This window comes from Bacteroides sp. AF25-5LB (assembly GCF_003602965.1).
Classification (GTDB): Bacteria; Bacteroidota; Bacteroidia; order Bacteroidales; family Bacteroidaceae; genus Bacteroides; species Bacteroides uniformis.
The window spans coordinates 119,801-135,424 of the sequence record NZ_QTMC01000010.1; the positions used below are offsets into that span (position 1 = coordinate 119,801).

14 protein-coding genes are annotated in these 15,624 nt (G+C 48.4%); 7 read left to right on the forward strand and 7 right to left on the reverse strand.

Features of this window, described 5'->3' with window-relative positions:
• The 4 genes from DWY57_RS12500 (at position 1) to nqrF (ending at position 3,365) form a co-directional block, all read left to right on the forward strand.
• A complete protein-coding gene (locus DWY57_RS12500) occupies positions 1–690 on the forward strand; it encodes a Na(+)-translocating NADH-quinone reductase subunit C (protein ID WP_117600541.1) in 690 nt (229 codons plus the stop codon).
• A 4-nt stretch (positions 691–694) separates the two neighbouring features.
• On the forward strand, positions 695–1,333 hold the full coding sequence (locus tag DWY57_RS12505) for an NADH:ubiquinone reductase (Na(+)-transporting) subunit D (protein ID WP_117600540.1): 639 nt from the start codon (positions 695–697) through the stop codon (positions 1,331–1,333).
• A 113-nt stretch (positions 1,334–1,446) separates the two neighbouring features.
• Positions 1,447–2,073 carry an NADH:ubiquinone reductase (Na(+)-transporting) subunit E gene (nqrE, locus tag DWY57_RS12510; RefSeq protein WP_005828321.1) on the forward strand — a complete coding sequence of 209 codons (627 nt, stop codon included), beginning with the start codon at positions 1,447–1,449 and terminating at the stop codon, positions 2,071–2,073.
• A gap of 17 nt (positions 2,074–2,090) precedes the next feature.
• On the forward strand, positions 2,091–3,365 hold the full coding sequence (gene nqrF, locus DWY57_RS12515) for an NADH:ubiquinone reductase (Na(+)-transporting) subunit F (RefSeq protein ID WP_117600539.1): 1,275 nt from the start codon (positions 2,091–2,093) through the stop codon (positions 3,363–3,365).
• 111 nt (positions 3,366–3,476) lie between these two features.
• Here nqrF and DWY57_RS12520 read toward each other — a convergent pair whose 3' ends face one another.
• The 7 genes from DWY57_RS12520 to DWY57_RS12550 all read right to left on the reverse strand — a co-directional run bounded on the left by DWY57_RS12520 (position 3,477) and on the right by DWY57_RS12550 (position 12,920).
• A complete protein-coding gene (locus DWY57_RS12520; protein WP_087332544.1) occupies positions 3,477–4,811 on the reverse strand; it encodes a nucleobase:cation symporter-2 family protein in 1,335 nt (444 codons plus the stop codon).
• A gap of 12 nt (positions 4,812–4,823) precedes the next feature.
• Positions 4,824–5,390 (reverse strand): xanthine phosphoribosyltransferase, encoded by a 567-nt coding sequence (xpt, locus tag DWY57_RS12525; protein ID WP_117600538.1) that lies wholly within the window; start codon positions 5,388–5,390, stop codon positions 4,824–4,826.
• Positions 5,391–5,403: 13 nt separating this feature from the next.
• Positions 5,404–6,636 (reverse strand): DNA recombination protein RmuC, encoded by a 1,233-nt coding sequence (locus DWY57_RS12530; protein ID WP_119961872.1) that lies wholly within the window; start codon positions 6,634–6,636, stop codon positions 5,404–5,406.
• Positions 6,637–6,657: 21 nt separating this feature from the next.
• Positions 6,658–7,512 (reverse strand): type I methionyl aminopeptidase, encoded by an 855-nt coding sequence (gene map, locus DWY57_RS12535; protein ID WP_087332541.1) that lies wholly within the window; start codon positions 7,510–7,512, stop codon positions 6,658–6,660.
• A gap of 101 nt (positions 7,513–7,613) precedes the next feature.
• A complete protein-coding gene (locus DWY57_RS12540) occupies positions 7,614–11,036 on the reverse strand; it encodes an AAA family ATPase (protein ID WP_119961873.1) in 3,423 nt (1,140 codons plus the stop codon).
• Between the two features lie 15 nt (positions 11,037–11,051).
• Positions 11,052–12,263: an exonuclease SbcCD subunit D C-terminal domain-containing protein gene (locus DWY57_RS12545; RefSeq protein WP_119961874.1), complete on the reverse strand. Its 1,212-nt coding sequence runs from the start codon at positions 12,261–12,263 to the stop codon at positions 11,052–11,054.
• A gap of 27 nt (positions 12,264–12,290) precedes the next feature.
• Positions 12,291–12,920: an HU family DNA-binding protein gene (locus tag DWY57_RS12550; RefSeq protein WP_005828335.1), complete on the reverse strand. Its 630-nt coding sequence runs from the start codon at positions 12,918–12,920 to the stop codon at positions 12,291–12,293.
• A 300-nt stretch (positions 12,921–13,220) separates the two neighbouring features.
• On the opposite strand from DWY57_RS12550, the gene DWY57_RS12560 reads away from it, so the two are divergent.
• The 3 genes from DWY57_RS12560 (at position 13,221) to DWY57_RS12570 (ending at position 15,582) form a co-directional block, all read left to right on the forward strand.
• Positions 13,221–14,273: a hypothetical protein gene (locus DWY57_RS12560; RefSeq protein WP_227203635.1), complete on the forward strand. Its 1,053-nt coding sequence runs from the start codon at positions 13,221–13,223 to the stop codon at positions 14,271–14,273.
• 93 nt (positions 14,274–14,366) lie between these two features.
• On the forward strand, positions 14,367–14,696 hold the full coding sequence (locus DWY57_RS12565) for a PAS domain-containing protein (protein WP_119961875.1): 330 nt from the start codon (positions 14,367–14,369) through the stop codon (positions 14,694–14,696).
• A gap of 16 nt (positions 14,697–14,712) precedes the next feature.
• On the forward strand, positions 14,713–15,582 hold the full coding sequence (locus DWY57_RS12570; protein ID WP_119961881.1) for an aldose 1-epimerase family protein: 870 nt from the start codon (positions 14,713–14,715) through the stop codon (positions 15,580–15,582).
• Positions 15,583–15,624: the final 42 nt, after the last annotated feature.

A 15,624-nucleotide genomic window follows, 5' to 3' on the forward strand; every position in this document is an offset into this window, starting at 1 on the left:
ATGAATACCAATAGTAATAGTTATACTATCATTTATGCTTCGGTAATGGTTGTTATCGTTGCATTCCTGCTGGCATTTGTAAGTTCTTCCTTGCGCGAGACGCAGAACAAGAACGTGGAACTTGACACGAAGAAGCAGATTCTTGCTGCACTCAACATCAAGGACGTAAAGGATGCCGAAGCTGAATATAATAAATATGTAAAGGGCGATATGCTGATGAACGTTGACGGTACGCTGACTGAGAATACCGGTGCATTTGCTACCGCTTACGAGAAGGAAGCCAAAGAAAATAACCGTCTGCATGTATTCGTGGCAGAAGTTAAAGGCGAGAAGAAATATGTATTCCCCGTTTACGGTGCCGGTCTTTGGGGTGCTATCTGGGGATATGTTGCACTAAACAGCGACAAGGATACCGTTTACGGTGTTTACTTCTCCCATGCCAGTGAGACTCCGGGTCTGGGTGCCGAAATTGCAACTCCCCAGTTTCAGGGTGAATTCACTGGAAAGAAAACATTGGAGAACGGCGAGGTGGCCCTCGGTGTTGTGAAGAACGGCAAGGTAGAGAAACCTGACTATCAGGTTGACGGCATTTCCGGTGGTACCATCACTTCTGTTGGTGTGGATGCTATGTTGAAGGCTTGTCTGAGCAGCTACAAGAACTTTTTAACTAATAATAATGAGGAGGAATAAGAATATGGGACAATTGTTTTCAAAGAAGAATAAAGAAATATTCTCTACTCCGCTGGGACTGAACAATCCTGTTACCGTGCAGGTATTGGGTATCTGTTCTGCTTTGGCTGTTACTGCCAAGCTGGAGCCCGCCATTGTGATGGGGCTTTCAGTGACGGTGATTACGGCATTCTCCAATGTAGTGATTTCACTGCTGCGCAAGACGATACCCAACCGTATCCGTATCATCGTTCAGCTGGTGGTTGTTGCTGCGTTGGTAACTATTGTAAGTGAGATTCTGAAAGCTTTTGCTTACGACGTAAGTGTGCAGCTTTCTGTATATGTAGGTCTGATTATTACCAACTGTATCCTGATGGGACGCTTGGAAGCATTTGCCATGCAGAACGGTCCCTGGGAGTCTTTCCTTGACGGTGTGGGTAATGGTTTGGGATATGCCAAGATTCTGGTAATCGTAGCTTTCTTCCGCGAGCTTCTGGGTTCGGGAACGTTGCTCGGTTTCAACATCTTGAACTATGAACCTCTGCAGAAGTTGGGCTATGTGAACAACGGCTTGATGCTGATGCCGCCAATGGCATTGATTCTTTGCGCTTGCATCATCTGGTATCAGCGTGCACGTCACAAAGAATTGCAGGAAAAGCAGTAATAAATAAATGAAGAATGAAAAATGAAAGAATGAAAAATGGGCTGCTCTGCTGCAGTACAAGTTCTCATTGCTTTAATTCTTTAATTCTTTAATTCTTAATTTATCGAAGAGATATGGAACATTTAATAAGTTTATTCGTCCGCTCTATCTTTGTGGACAACATGATATTCGCGTTCTTCCTCGGTATGTGTTCTTACCTTGCCGTATCGAAGAATGTGAAGACTGCCGTAGGACTGGGTATCGCCGTAACTTTCGTGTTGGTAGTTACGCTTCCGGTCAACTATTTATTGCAGACAAAGGTGCTGGCTGCCAACGCAATCATTGAAGGCGTTGACCTCAGCTTCCTGAGCTTTATTCTTTTCATTGCTGTAATCGCAGCTATCGTTCAGTTGGTGGAAATGATTGTAGAGCGTTTCAGCCCTTCGCTGTATGCTTCACTCGGTATCTTCCTGCCGTTGATTGCTGTAAACTGTGCCATCATGGGTGCTTCTCTTTTCATGCAGCAGCGCATCACGCTGGGTGAGAGCGACCCGAAATTCATCGGTGGCATTGCTGATGCTGTCTCTTATGCGTTGGGCTCCGGTATCGGTTGGTTGCTGGCTATCGTAGGCTTGGCTGCCATCCGTGAAAAAATGGCCTATTCTGACGTTCCGGCTCCACTGAAAGGACTGGGCATCACGTTTATCACTGTAGGTCTGATGGCAATGGCATTTATGTGTTTCTCTGGTTTGAACATCTAAAAGAAAGGAATAAAACAATGGATATGAATATGATATTAGCAAGCATTGGAGTATTCCTCGTGGTTGTCATCCTGCTTGTTGTTATCCTGCTGGTTGCCAAGAATTTCTTGGTGCCTTCGGGTAATGTAAAACTGACTATCAATGGTGATAAGGAACTGGACGTAGCTTCCGGTTCTACATTGCTGAATACGCTGTCTGTAAACGGTGTGTTCCTTTCCTCCGCTTGTGGTGGTAAAGGTTCCTGCGGACAGTGCAAATGCCAGGTAATGGAAGGTGGGGGTGAAATCTTGCCTTCTGAGACTCCGCACTTCAGCCGTAAGCAAATACAAGATCACTGGCGTCTGGGTTGCCAGGTGAAGGTAAAAGGCGATATGGCTATCAAGGTTCCCGAAAGCGTACTGGGCGTGAAAGAGTGGGAGTGCGAGGTTATCTCCAACAAGAATGTGGCTACGTTCATCAAAGAGTTCATCGTTGCTTTGCCCAAAGGCGAGCACATGGATTTCGTTCCGGGTTCTTATGCGCAGATTAAGATTCCTAAATATTCGATGGATTATGATAAGGACATCGATAAGGAACTTATCGGTAAGGAATACTTGCCTGCATGGGAGAAATTCGGTCTGTTGGGCTTGAAGTGCCGCAATGACGAAGAAACCATCCGTGCTTACTCCATGGCCAACTATCCTGCTGAAGGCGACCGCATCATGCTGACGGTACGTATCGCTACGCCTCCGTTTAAGCCGAAAGACCAGGGACCGGGCTTCATGGATGTAATGCCGGGTATCGCTTCTTCTTATATCTTTACCCTGAAACCGGGTGATAAGGTGACTATGAGTGGTCCTTACGGAGACTTCCATCCGATATTCGACTCTAAGAAGGAGATGATGTGGATCGGTGGTGGTGCCGGTATGGCTCCGTTGCGTGCACAGATTATGCATATGACGAAGACACTGCACACTACAGATCGCGTGATGAATTACTTCTACGGTGCACGTGCATTGAATGAAGTGTTCTATCTGGAAGACTTCCTGCAGATTGAAAAGGATTTCCCCAACTTCAAGTTCCATCTTGCACTGGACCGTCCCGATCCGGCAGCCGATGCAGCGGGCGTGAAGTATACTCCGGGCTTCGTACACAACGTAATTTACGAGACTTACTTGAAAGACCACGAAGCTCCCGAAGACATCGAATACTACATGTGTGGTCCCGGCCCGATGTCGAAGGCTGTTGAGAAGATGCTCGACGACCTCGGCGTTCCGGCTCAGAACCTGATGTTCGACAACTTCGGCGGATAATCTTCCTTGTCCGTCTTGAGATAAAAAAACTCCGGCATGGCCTTCAGGGCTTTGCCGGAGTTTTTGGTTCGAGGCATTCCTCTCTAATGAAGATTCTTCGTAGCTTTTTCTTTATTCCTTGATATGAATCAGTGCATTGGCCAGAATGGCTGTTACTCCTCCGGTGGTAATTCCCGAAGAGAAGATATTTCTTAATGTTTCGGGAAGTTGGCATAATATTTCCGGAACAAGTTCTACGCTTAGTCCCAAAGAGAAACTGATAGCCATGACTAATGTTGCCTTACGGTTGATTTCTTGTGCAGCGATAATGCGTATGCCTGCCGCTGCCACTGTTCCGAACATAAGCAGGGTAGCGCCGCCCAATACCGGTTCCGGCATCAATGAAAATACCAGGCCTACGGCGGGGAAAAGCCCGAGTATTACCAGGAATCCTGCTATATAGTAACCTACATAACGGCTTGCCACTCCCGTCAGTTGTATCATCCCGTTGTTTTGGGCAAATACGGAGTTGGGAAAAGAGTTGAGCATACCTGCCAGCATGGAGTTGAAGCCGTCGGCAAGGATACCGCCCGAAGCGCGTTTTACGAATGTTTCTCCTTCCACCGGTTCGCCGGATATGAGCGAATTGGCTGTGATGTCACCGTATGCTTCGATAGCGGTAATCATGAAAATAAGTCCTAAGGCAATGATGGTTGAGATGCTGAAGTCCAATCCGTAACGGAACGGCATCGGGAGATTGAAACCGCCATAGCTTTGTATGGATGTAAAATCTACTATCCCCATGAACCATGCCACGATATAGCCTATAACCAATCCGATGACAATGGAACTCATCCTCATATACCGGTTGGAACTACGGTTGAAGGCAATGATGAGTAGCAACACCAGGGCCGCCAGTCCCACATGGCGCAGACTGCCGAAACTGCCGTCCGCTTGCGCTGCCGCACCGCCTCCGCAAGCAGTAATTCCCACTTTTATCAGACTCATTCCAATGAGAGTGACAACGATTCCCGAAATGAGGGGCGTAATGATTCTCTTGGTATATTTCAAAATCCGGCTGATGAACATTTCCACGGTAGATGCTGCGATGCAGGAACCGAAGATAAGCGGAAGCCCGCCCATCGTTCCGGCAGCAATAATGGGTCCGATAAAGGAAAAACTGGTTCCCTGGATGCAGAGTAACCCCGTACCCAATCCTCCGAACCTGCGGCACTGGATGAACGTTGAAATGCCCGAAGCGAACAATGCCATGGATACCAGATAACCGGTGGTTTCGGCATCGAGTTTCAGTGCTCCGGCAATAATGAGGGGAGGGGTGATGATGGCAACGAATATGGCAAGCAGGTGTTGCAGGGCGGCAAAGAATGCTTCCTTGAAAGGCGGCTTGTCATTCAGTCCGTATATCAGCCCGTTTTTTAACTTTTCTCCTTCTTGATTGTCCTCCATGTGTGCAGCGGTTTATCTGATTTTGATTTCACAATTATCCAGACTCTCGATGATGGCAAGTGATTCCACATGGATGCCTTGTTCGCGCAATTCGTCGCCACCATGCTGGAATGCCTTCTCGATGATGAATCCCATACCGGCCAGTTCGGCACCTGCCTGCTTCACAAGGTCAATCATGCCTTTGGCTGCATTGCCATTGGCCAGAAAGTCGTCAATGAACAGTACCTTGTCACCCGGACAAAGGAAGTCCTTGCTGACACAGACCTCGTACGAACGGTTCTTGGTGAAGGAAAATACGGTGGTGGTCAGCATGTTTTCCATGGTACTCGGTTTCTTCTTCTTGGCAAATACTACGGGCAGTTCCAGCAGATAACCTACCATGATGGCAGGGGCAATTCCGCTCGCCTCTACTGTAATGACCTTGTTGATGGAGGTGGAAGCGAACCGTCTGACAAATTCCACGCCGATGGATTTCATCAGGATGGGGTCCATTTGGTGATTAATGAAGTTGTCTACTTTCAGAATGCCTCCGGGGAAGCATTTTCCGTCTTTGAGAATGCGGTCTTTCAGAGTTTTCATGTTGGATGATGTTTTATTGAATGTTATCGTTTTCCTCTTCTGTTTCTTCTTGAATGGTGTCTTTGGGCAGCAATCTTGGAGAAATGCGTTTCTTGGGAGTGAGGCTCATACCTTTCAGCATTTCGGCCTGGCGCACTACGCTGCCGTTACCGTCCGAGAGCTGGTTGAAGGCTTTGTCGTAATCCCTTTGCAGGCTGGCCAGTCGGTCGCCGATACCGAGGAAGGTGTCGGTAAAGCCTGCAATCTTTTCATATAAGATGGTGCCGCGCTTGATGATGGCCTGCACATTCTTTACCTGGTTCTCCTTCTTCCAAAGGTCGAGCGAGAGGCGCAGGGCGCTAATCAGGTTGGTGGGGCTCATCAGTACCACCTTTTTGTTGTAGGCATATTCCCAGAGGTGGGCATCGCTTTGGATGGCGAGGAGGTAGGCACCTTCGGTGGGGATGAACATCATGACGAAATCCGGCGATTGGGCGTCATAATGCGAGTAGTCTTTATGGCTGAGCTCGTCGATGTGGGCGCGGACGGATTGCAGGTGTGCTTTCAGGAAGTGTGCCTGCTCCTCCTTGTTTTCGGCAGAGGTGTAGGCAGCATAGGCAGTCAGCGACACTTTGGAGTCGATAATCATTTCCCGTTCGTCGGGGTACTTCACGATGATGTCGGGCTGCATCTTCTGCCCGCTCTCCTCGTTGATGATGGCTTCGCCCCGTTCGTCTTTTAGAAACTCCTGGCGGAAGTAGTGTTCGCCTTCAATCAGTCCGGAGGCTTGCAACAGACGTTCCAGAATCATTTCGCCCCAGTTGCCTTGCATTTTGGAGTCTCCTTTCAGGGCACGGGTCAAGTTGTTGGCATCTTCGCTGAGGCGGTTGTTCAGCTCCACCAGTTCCTTGATGCGTTCTCCCAGCGAGAAACGTTCTTTGGCTTCGGTGCTGTATACTTGTTCCACCTTTTGGCGGAAGTCCTTCAGGTTATCACCCAGCGGACGGAGCAGATTGCCCAGGTGTTCGGCATTCAGCTTGGTAAAGTCTTCGGCTTTGCTTTGGAAGATACGGTTGGAGAGATTCTCGAACTCGATATTCATGCGCTTGTGCAATGCTTCGGCTTCTTCCTTCTGCAACTTCAATAATTCTATTTCCTTCTTTGTCCCGCTGATTTCGGCCTTCAATGCGGCAGACTTGCGCTCTGCCGCCAGATAGCCGACTACGGTTCCAATGATTATCCCTATAATCAGTAATAATATTTCCATAGATGTTTTGAAGTGTCCGCCTTATTGTGTCAATATTTCGTTTCCGTCTTCAGTAATCAGGATTTGGCTTTCCCATTGGGCAGAAGGCAGTCCGTCGTCTGTGCAGACGGTCCATCCGTCGGCTTCGTCGATAAAGACTTCGTAGCTTCCCATGTTAATCATCGGCTCGATGGTGAACGTCATGCCGGGTACTATCAGCATGCCCGTACCACGTTTACCGAAGTGTTCCACATCCGGTTCTTCGTGGAACTTGACGCCGCAGCCGTGTCCGCAGAGGTCGCGTACCACGCTGTATCCGTTCTTTTCCGCATGCTCCTGGATGGCGGCGCCTACGTCACCAAGGCGTGCCCAGGGCTGTGCGGTCCGTATGCCTATGTCACGGCATTCTTTGGTGACCTGTACCAGCCTCTGCATGTCGGGGCTGACTTCGCCAATCATGAACATGCGTGATGCGTCGGCAAAGTAACCTTTGTAAATGGTGGATACATCTACATTTACAATGTCACCGCTTTTCAAGAATTCCCTGGTGCTGGGAATGCCGTGGCACACTACATCGTTGATGCTGGTGCACACACTTTTGGGGAAGCCTTCGTACATGAAGGGGGCGGGGATGGCGTCGTGGTCTGTGGTGAAGCAATACACCATATGGTCAATTTCGGCTGTGGACATGCCTTCGCGAATGTTCTCGGAGAGATAGTCCAGCAGGGCTGTGTTGATTTTGGCGCTTGCGCGGATACCGGCCAACTGTTCCTCGGTACGGAGTGCGCTTCGCATCGGCAGTTTATATCCTTCTTTCTTATAATGTTGAATTTTGGCTTCTACTTCGTCGGAATAGTTTTTAGGAGTAAACCGGACTCCTTTCATGAACTTTTTCATTGTCTTTTCTTTTTTATGAGACTGCAAAAATACACAATAATGCAGGTGCTTGTACTATCAAGAGCCGAAAAAACATTCGTTTTCTTTATCCCGATACCGGCTTAGAGGGTATTCACCACTTCTATTTCGCTTCTTGAACTGTCTATTCTCCGTACTTGTATCTGGGTCTTTATGCGCTCTTTCAGTCCTTCCACGTGACTGATGATGCCTACCTTCTTGCCACCCATCCGGTGCAGTTTTTCCAATGTGTCCATAACGGTGTTCAGGTAGTCGCTGCTCAGTGTGCCGAAACCTTCGTCGATGAACAGTGTGTCTACCGAGAGGCTTTGGCGGCTGAGGGAAGAAAGCCCGAGGGCAAGCGACAGAGATACCAGGAAGCTTTCGCCGCCCGATAAGGTGCATGCCGGACGTGCCGAGCCTCCTTGATGGAAGTCGCGCAGCAGGATGGTGAGCGAACCGGCCTGGCACTCCAGTTCGTAGCGGTCGGTCAAGCGTTGCAGATAGAAATTGGCGCCTGCCAGCAGTTCTTTCAAGACGAAGCTCTGGGCTATGTTGCGGAAGTTCTTTCCCCGTTCGTCACCGAAGTGACGGCAGAGGCGGTCCCACTTCAGATACTCTTCGCGCAGCCGGTCGGCACGTTCCTTTTCTTCCTTTATCCGGTCGATGTTGCGGGTGTTTTCTTCCAGGCGTAACTTCTGCTGACCGATGGATTGGTTGCCGGCGGTTATCTTTTCTTCGAGATTCGCGATGAGTGCATCCAGGGTTTCGAGGTTTTCGTTTTCTTCTATTTCGGGCTTCCGGTTGATGTGCTCTTCCACTTGTCCGGTGGCCAGATGAAAGGCGGTCGATGCAGCTACTTCTTCCTCTTTAAGTGTCTGCAATGAGGCACGCAATGCTTCTATCCGGGAGCCGGACCAAGCGGATAGGACGGTGATACGCTCCTCGTCGAGAGTGGGGTTGGCGGCATAGAACCCGGTTAAATCCTTTTGCAGCCTTGCCATCTGGTCTGCGGTGGAGGATATGCTTTGTTTCAGTCCGCTTGCTTGTGTATTCAGATTATTCCAGGCAATCCCTAGGTCCTTGATTTCCATTTCCTGTGTTGCTGCAGGTGCGTTGCGCCAGTCGGGGAATGCGGCATCGATGCTTTCCTTGTTGATGTTTATCCCTTCCAGCTCTTTGTGGATAAGGGCAATGGCGGATTTCAGTTCTCTTTGTTTTTCCTGCGCCAGCCGGTAGTTGCGCGTAGCTTGCGTCAGGCGGTCAATAAAGGAGAGGGGGGAGTTCTCCCATTCCGTGTTCCATCCTTCCCAGAGGATGTGGGGAGTGACGCGGTCCATGGTGGCACGTATGTTCTCCTTTTCGTTGGCGGTGAGCGACTCGTAATTGACGATGTTGTTTTTCAGCTCATTCAGCACTCTGTCGGCAGAGTTGAAGGCTTGGCGTGCAGCGTCCACATGTTTTTGGCATTCGTCCTTTTGCCGTTGCAGAGTTATGATTTGTGCGCTGAGCATTTGAACTTCAGTGAGCTTTTCGTTCAGTTTGTCTGCTTCCAGCTTGTTCTCTTCCAGTAGCTTCTTCAGGGTTTCGCCGGTGGTTGTGGAGAGGCCGATGCCGTTGCATTGGGCGCATTTGGCTTGTGCGTCAGTACGGGCAAGGTTGTAGCTCCGGAGCGCTCTTGCTGTGGACTGACGGGCATTCTCTGCCAGCGTTCCGTAGGTCTTAGATTCTGTCCGGTTGTTGTTCAATGCCTGCTCGGCTTCCTTGTATTCTTTCTCTTTTGTTTCCAGGGAGGTGCGTATGGGAGCAAGGACAGACTGGAAATCTTCATCTTTGCAAAGCGATTTTATTTCTTGTCCGCACACGGGGCAAGTATCTCCGACGGCAAGCCGGGAGCGTGCTTCCTTTGCCCACTCTTCTACGGCTTCCTTTTGCTTATCGTAGAGGGTGCGGATGTCATCATAACTTGTTTTCCTGCTGTCGAATGCCGTTTGCAGGAGGACGTATTGTTTTTGGCACGCCTCCACTTTGGCGTTCAAAGCCTTTTCGTTTACCTTTGCCTCGTTCAGTGTCCTTTCCGTTTCAGCCAGTAAAGACAGGGCGCTCAAGGCTTGCAGCAGGTTCTCCCGTCCGGCATCGAGTTTGTTTTTCTTGTCTTGCAGGGCAGGGCGGTCCATGGTTTCAAGCTGCTTATTCCGGAGGTTTATTTCGTTTTGCAATGCATGGTTCTCTTGTTCTTTCCGGGTGAGGGCAGCTTCCTTGTCGGTACGCTCCTTGACTTTTACGGGTTGTTGCGCGGCAAGTCTTTCAAGGTGCGCGTTGTAGGTGTCGATGCGTGTTTGGGCATCGAGTGCGGATTTTAGGCCGGTAATGATGGATTGGCTTTGCTCGAACATGGGCAGTAAGGGCGAATGCTCTTGCAAGTACTTCTCGGCACGATGCAGCTTGTCTTCTTGCTCTTTCAGGAAACCGCATAGCCACTTGCTTCCTCCGTCCAGCCGGGCAAAGGATGCTCTTAACATTCCGGCTTGTGCATAGTTCTGTTGTTGTTGCTGTTGCTGCTGTTTCAAGGTAGAGAGCCAGTTGCGGGCATCGGCGGTGGCGTTCCATTCCTTAATCAGCAGTTCTTTCTGTTTGAATTCGTCCGATTGCAGTTGCGCTTGTTTCCCTTCCCACATCTTCTTTTGCTGTTCACGGGTGAGGAGGAGTTCGGAGTATTTCTTCAGCCAGTCCCGTTTTGCGAGGGCGGTGGTTTTCTGCTCATTGGCTTCCTTGACTCCGGCATTTTGCGTGGCTATGGCTTCCTTGATTGTGGCGACTTCTTCTTCTGCCAGGATGTGGATGCCTTCCAGCTTCCGGTTCTGGTTTTCGTATTCCGTCCGTCTTTCCTTGGTGGCGGCATATATTTCGGCACCTATTTCGGAGTAGATACTTGTACCGGTCAGCTTTTCCAGAATATCCGATTTTTCGCTTTCCTTGCTTTGCAGGAACTTGGTGAAGTCGCCTTGCGCCAGCATGGTGGTGCGGCAGAATTGTTCGAAGGTCAACCCCACTGCAGCTTGTATTTCTGCCTTTATCTCGTTCTTTTTGTTGAGCTGTATGCCGCTTTTCTTGTTTTCCAGTGTCCAGCGCACATCCTGCACGGCTCCTGAAATCTTGCGGTGTGCCCGTGCCACGTACCATCGGGCGGTGTAGGGCGTTTCGTTCGAGCCGGTAAACTCCAGCTCCGTCCATGCTTCACTGGTGTTACGGCGCATCAGTTGCCGGCTGTCGTTGATGGCAACGTCTTCCTTTTTGGCAGAGAAAGTCTGGTTGAGGTCTTTGTATTTTTCGTTCTCGGCATGGTCCATGCGGGGCGTTTCGTTGTAGAGTGCCAGGCAGATGGCGTCGAGAATGGTTGTCTTCCCTGCACCCGTCTCGCCGCAGATAAGGAAAAGGGATTCCTCGCTTAGCGGTCCGTTCTCAAAGTCGATGACGGCATCTTCTATGGAGGCAAGGTTCTTTATGGTCAGTTTCTGGAGTTTCATGTTCCGGACAAATGATTAGGAGTTGTTCTTGCTTTTCACTTTTTGCACGACAGTCTCCATCAGCTGGCAAAGTTCTGGGTCCATCTCTTCTCCTTCGGTTTCGCGGTAGTAGAGTCTGGCTATTTCCAGGGGAGACATTTCCTGCATCTCTTGGATGGAGATATGCTTGCTCTCGTCCGTGTCGGCTTGTCGCTCTCGGGTAGTCTTGATGTAGCAATATTTGCATGCCTTGCCTTTGGCGGCATTCGAGGCTTTTTCGTTGCAGTCGGGGGGCAGATAGCCTTTTGTCAGCACATTCAGACGGAGGTAGGCAGGTTTCTCTTCCGGATATTCTTCCAGCAATTTCAGGGCGTCTTCGAAAGGCGTCGGGTCATGGGGAAGCGTGACGAGGGGAATCGGATTTTCAATTTCCCTTGTACTGATTTGTGGTTCCACCCCTTTCTCCAACTCGATGATGGAGACGGAGTGCGGATAGGTTTCGTCGAAGCTGACGGGGAGGGGAGTGCCGCAATAGCGTGCGTGGTGATGACTGCCTTTGATGTCTTGAGGGCAATGGATGTGTCCGAGTGCCAGATAGTCGTATCCTTCTCCCATAGCGCTGAGGGGAACATACTCTATGCCGCCGATACTTTCGTCGTGCCCGCTACGGTCGCTGCCTTCAATAGAGAGATGGGCCATGAGGACGACGGGAAGCTGTGCCGTATTCCGTTTCTTCACTTCGTCCAGCAGTGCCTGGAAGAAGCGTGCCTGCCGTTGGTCGCGCGGTGTTTCAGTGTCCAGCAGGGGGAAGTTTTGCGGATAGACGTGGGGCACGGCAATGACGTAGCCTATTGCCTTTTTTTCATTGTTTATCTCGATGATGTGCTTGTCCAGATTCACTTCCTCGGCTGTACGTTCGATGTTTCCCACAACGTTCAAGCCGAAGTGCTGCCAGAGGTTGCTGTCTATCTCCAATTTGGAGCTGCTGTCGTGGTTTCCGGCGGTGACTACGATGGCCATTCCGGGGCAGGCTTGATGGATGTTCAGCATGGCGTCGGTGTACATCTTCTGCGTGGCGGCAGCGGGAGAGGAGTAGTGGTAGATATCTCCGCTTACCACCATGGCGTCGGGCTGCTCTTCGGTTACTATGCGGGTGAGTTGCCGTAGGAAGGATTGCTGCTCGGCGGTGCGGTCGTAGTTGTAGAGGGTGTGTCCCAGATGCCAGTCGCTGGTATGTAGTATTTTCATTGTTTTTGTTACTTCAATGGATGTGGGTTATGGTTTCCTTAGAATATAAATCTTGTGTGTTCCTCGTCCTTTGTAGTCGATGCCCGATTCGGGATTGGCTATCCATTCGCGCAACTCGCGGGAGGCGGCAGACTTCAATAAGCCGGTCAGTTGGCAATAGTCGGCTTGGGTCATGAAGCTGTTCTTTTCCAGGTATTTTTTTGCCCGTTCCAGCCGTTCCTGCGGAGAAAACACTTGTGAGGAGCGTTGGAATTTGTCGGTGGAACGTTTCAGGTGGCAATGGCGAGCGGTACGGTACAGTAGTTCCTTGTCCACCTTGAAATGTATGTCCTTCAGGCAGATGCTGACGGCGTTTCGCTTGGTGTCTCCTTCTTCGCCCGTCTCCCGTTCACGGTCTTGCCGCAGACCGAGGGCAGGGGTGAATACTCCTAAGTTGTCAATCTTCACGGAGTAACCTTGCCCCATTTGGTAGGCTATTTCGTCGGTGATGGCTTGCATCAGTCCGATGATGTCTCCTCGTGTGAAGGATGAGGCGTATGCTATCTTTTCGGTGATGGTTTCCAAGTTCACCTGCCCGTATAGTTTCATTCGTGGGTAGAGGATGCGTTTGCCGTCTTCTCCCGGCAGGTTCAGTTCCTGCATGTTGTATTCTGCCATGATGGTAGCGTTGTTATGAGGTTCGTTTGTTTATTGGGGCTTACAGAGTTTGTCCCAAGGTTGCGGATGTGTATGCCAAGGTTGGGGATTTCTATCCCAAGGCTTGGGATAGACAAACCAAGGGCGAAGGTAATTCTTTATCTCTATACTTGCAAACTTTACTATTAGTAGTTAGGAAGTTTTTTATTGGTAGTCGGGAAGTTTTTTGTTATAGGTTTGAGAGAGGAATTGAAAAAAACGTTATCTTTGTTACATAAGAGAAGTGCATGAATGATGAACAAAACTAAAATTAAGCGATATATGAAACATTATCCGGACTTATTATTGTTGTTTACCTTATTGTCCGTTACCACAATGATTAAAGCACAAATATCGATAAGACCTTATAGCGAATGGGAAGCAACCCAGTTTGTTGCAGTGAACGGACATCAGCCCGAAGACTATGTAACGCCAGATAATAATTGGGAAATACTATACAATTTACGGACTCCACGTACTCAAGCCGAACTTCGTGAAATGGGTATTAAATGCTCTGATAGCCAATTATTGTTATTGGAAGTAGGTGGACTTGTCAGTAAAACAAAAGGGAAATGGGAAACTACTATACCCATTCTCGACAAAGAACAGACCAATTCTCTAAGAAGCTTAAGTAAGGAGATTGCTGAATCCATGTATGTCAAAACAAAGGCAGACTTTATATCATTGGCACAAACTATCAGTGAAATGGGATTCAAGAACAATGTACTCTCACTTGTTTTTTCATACCTTCTGGATGGAAAAATGTGGACAAAGTTAGTCTTGTTTGAGGATGTTGACAATTATACAAGCTGGAGTGGCTGTTACTGGGTATTATACGAATCAAGAAATGGCTTTGCATGCGGTACGAATGGTTTCGGAGAACAGAATTTGATTTTGACTTACATCAATAGCGGCATTGCTCCTGACAACGACATTATGGACCATTGTGCTGATGAAATAGCACAATTTGGAAAAGTAACAGATGCCAAACTCGTTTCTCAGTTAAAACCTTATGGGCTGGTAGATGATAATGGAGATGTATTATTTCCTATTATAAAGAAACGGCAAGACCGCTTTCATCAAATAACTGAAAAATTGGTAAACTCTATCAGTGCGGAACTAAAGAATAATTGTGGCTCCTTAGCAAGCCAATATGGTATTGACAATGAAAAAGTGGCAATGGTGATGCTGTACCATGAAGTCATGTGGGATTTGGTAGATAATCTGATTCAAGATAGGATAATCTTCACTCCAGCTATTTTTAAAGATGAAGAATCGAATAAAGAACGATTGAATGAAGTCGTTTTCTTCATAGAAGGAGGATTAATGCAATAATAATTCGATAGAGGAAAGGACATTTGACTTTGAAGAGTTTTCTGTAAATGTATTTCAAGTGCATAGAAAATAGCCAATTAAAAATAAAGAATTATGTACGAATGGGTCAATGAAATGAACTGTGCCGTAACTGTATGCGACACAAAGGGAATCATCCTATATATGAACGAGAAAGCATGCCGTACGTTTGCCAAACACGGTGACTTGATAGGCAAGAATCTCTTTGATTGCCACAACCCGCAATCGCAAGCCAAGATACGCGAACTGCTGGAAACGGGGGGAGTGAATGCCTACACCATTGAGAAGAACGGCGTTAAGAAAATGATTTATCAGACAGCATGGAAGCAGGACGGAGTGGTCGGTGGTCTGGTGGAGATTTCGATGGAAATACCCGGAGAGATGCCACACTATATGAGAAAATAACAAAATGATATATGATATGAAAACACTTTCTAATTCAGAACTGACAATTAAAGTCTCCCCGCATGGGGCCGAGTTATGCAGTATCTTGCGTGATGGAAAAGAATATCTTTGGCAGGCAGACCCTGCTTTCTGGAAACGGCATTCTCCGGTGCTTTTTCCCATTGTAGGCAGCGTTTGGGAGAATGAATACCGCCACGAAGGTGCTTCCTATGCATTGACGCAACACGGTTTTGCCCGCGATATGGATTTTGAATTGATATTTGAACAGGAAGATGAGGTACGCTATCGACTGGTTGACAGTGAGGAAACACGCAAGAAATATCCTTTCCCGTTTTGCCTTGAGATAGGCTATCGGATAGAGGGAAAGAAGATTGAGGTGCTTTGGAAAGTCATCAATACCGGAACATGCGAAATGCACTTCCAGATAGGAGCCCATCCGGCTTTCTATTACCCGGACTATGATACGGAGACAACGGACCGTGGATATTTCGGCTTTGATAAGACGGAAGGTTTGCACTATATCCTTATCTCCGAGAAAGGATGTGCCGCTCCGGATAAGGAATATTTGCTTGAGTTGACAGATGGCCTGCTGCCTTTGGACATCCACTCCTTTGATAAAGATGCCCTGATTCTGGAAAACAGTCAAGTGAAAGAAGTTACATTATATAACAAGGAGAAGAAACCCTATCTCAGTCTGTATTTCGACACTCCGGTGGTGGGGTTGTGGTCGCCTCCGGCCAAGAATGCTCCGTTTGTCTGCATCGAGCCGTGGTACGGGCGTTGTGACCGTGCCCATTATAAGGATGAATATAAGGATAAGGACTGGATGCAGCACTTGGCGCCGGGAGAAGTCTTTAATGGTGGGTATACAATTGATATAAGATAAAAAATGAAGAAGGATACTGAAAATAATTCGGTATCCTTTTTA

Excerpts from the sequence above, each read along its gene's own strand:
- DWY57_RS12500 (WP_117600541.1), top strand. The coding sequence starts at position 1 with ATGAATACCAATAGTAATAGTTATACTATCATTTATGCTTCGGTAATG.
- DWY57_RS12505 (WP_117600540.1), top strand. The coding sequence starts at position 695 with ATGGGACAATTGTTTTCAAAGAAGAATAAAGAAATATTCTCTACTCCG.
- nqrE (WP_005828321.1), top strand. The coding sequence starts at position 1,447 with ATGGAACATTTAATAAGTTTATTCGTCCGCTCTATCTTTGTGGACAAC.
- nqrF (WP_117600539.1), top strand. The coding sequence starts at position 2,091 with ATGGATATGAATATGATATTAGCAAGCATTGGAGTATTCCTCGTGGTT.
- DWY57_RS12520 (WP_087332544.1), bottom strand. The coding sequence starts at position 4,811 with ATGGAGGACAATCAAGAAGGAGAAAAGTTAAAAAACGGGCTGATATAC.
- xpt (WP_117600538.1), bottom strand. The coding sequence starts at position 5,390 with ATGAAAACTCTGAAAGACCGCATTCTCAAAGACGGAAAATGCTTCCCC.
- DWY57_RS12530 (WP_119961872.1), bottom strand. The coding sequence starts at position 6,636 with ATGGAAATATTATTACTGATTATAGGGATAATCATTGGAACCGTAGTC.
- map (WP_087332541.1), bottom strand. The coding sequence starts at position 7,512 with ATGAAAAAGTTCATGAAAGGAGTCCGGTTTACTCCTAAAAACTATTCC.
- DWY57_RS12540 (WP_119961873.1), bottom strand. The coding sequence starts at position 11,036 with ATGAAACTCCAGAAACTGACCATAAAGAACCTTGCCTCCATAGAAGAT.
- DWY57_RS12545 (WP_119961874.1), bottom strand. The coding sequence starts at position 12,263 with ATGAAAATACTACATACCAGCGACTGGCATCTGGGACACACCCTCTAC.
- DWY57_RS12550 (WP_005828335.1), bottom strand. The coding sequence starts at position 12,920 with ATGGCAGAATACAACATGCAGGAACTGAACCTGCCGGGAGAAGACGGC.
- DWY57_RS12560 (WP_227203635.1), top strand. The coding sequence starts at position 13,221 with ATGAAACATTATCCGGACTTATTATTGTTGTTTACCTTATTGTCCGTT.
- DWY57_RS12565 (WP_119961875.1), top strand. The coding sequence starts at position 14,367 with ATGTACGAATGGGTCAATGAAATGAACTGTGCCGTAACTGTATGCGAC.
- DWY57_RS12570 (WP_119961881.1), top strand. The coding sequence starts at position 14,713 with ATGAAAACACTTTCTAATTCAGAACTGACAATTAAAGTCTCCCCGCAT.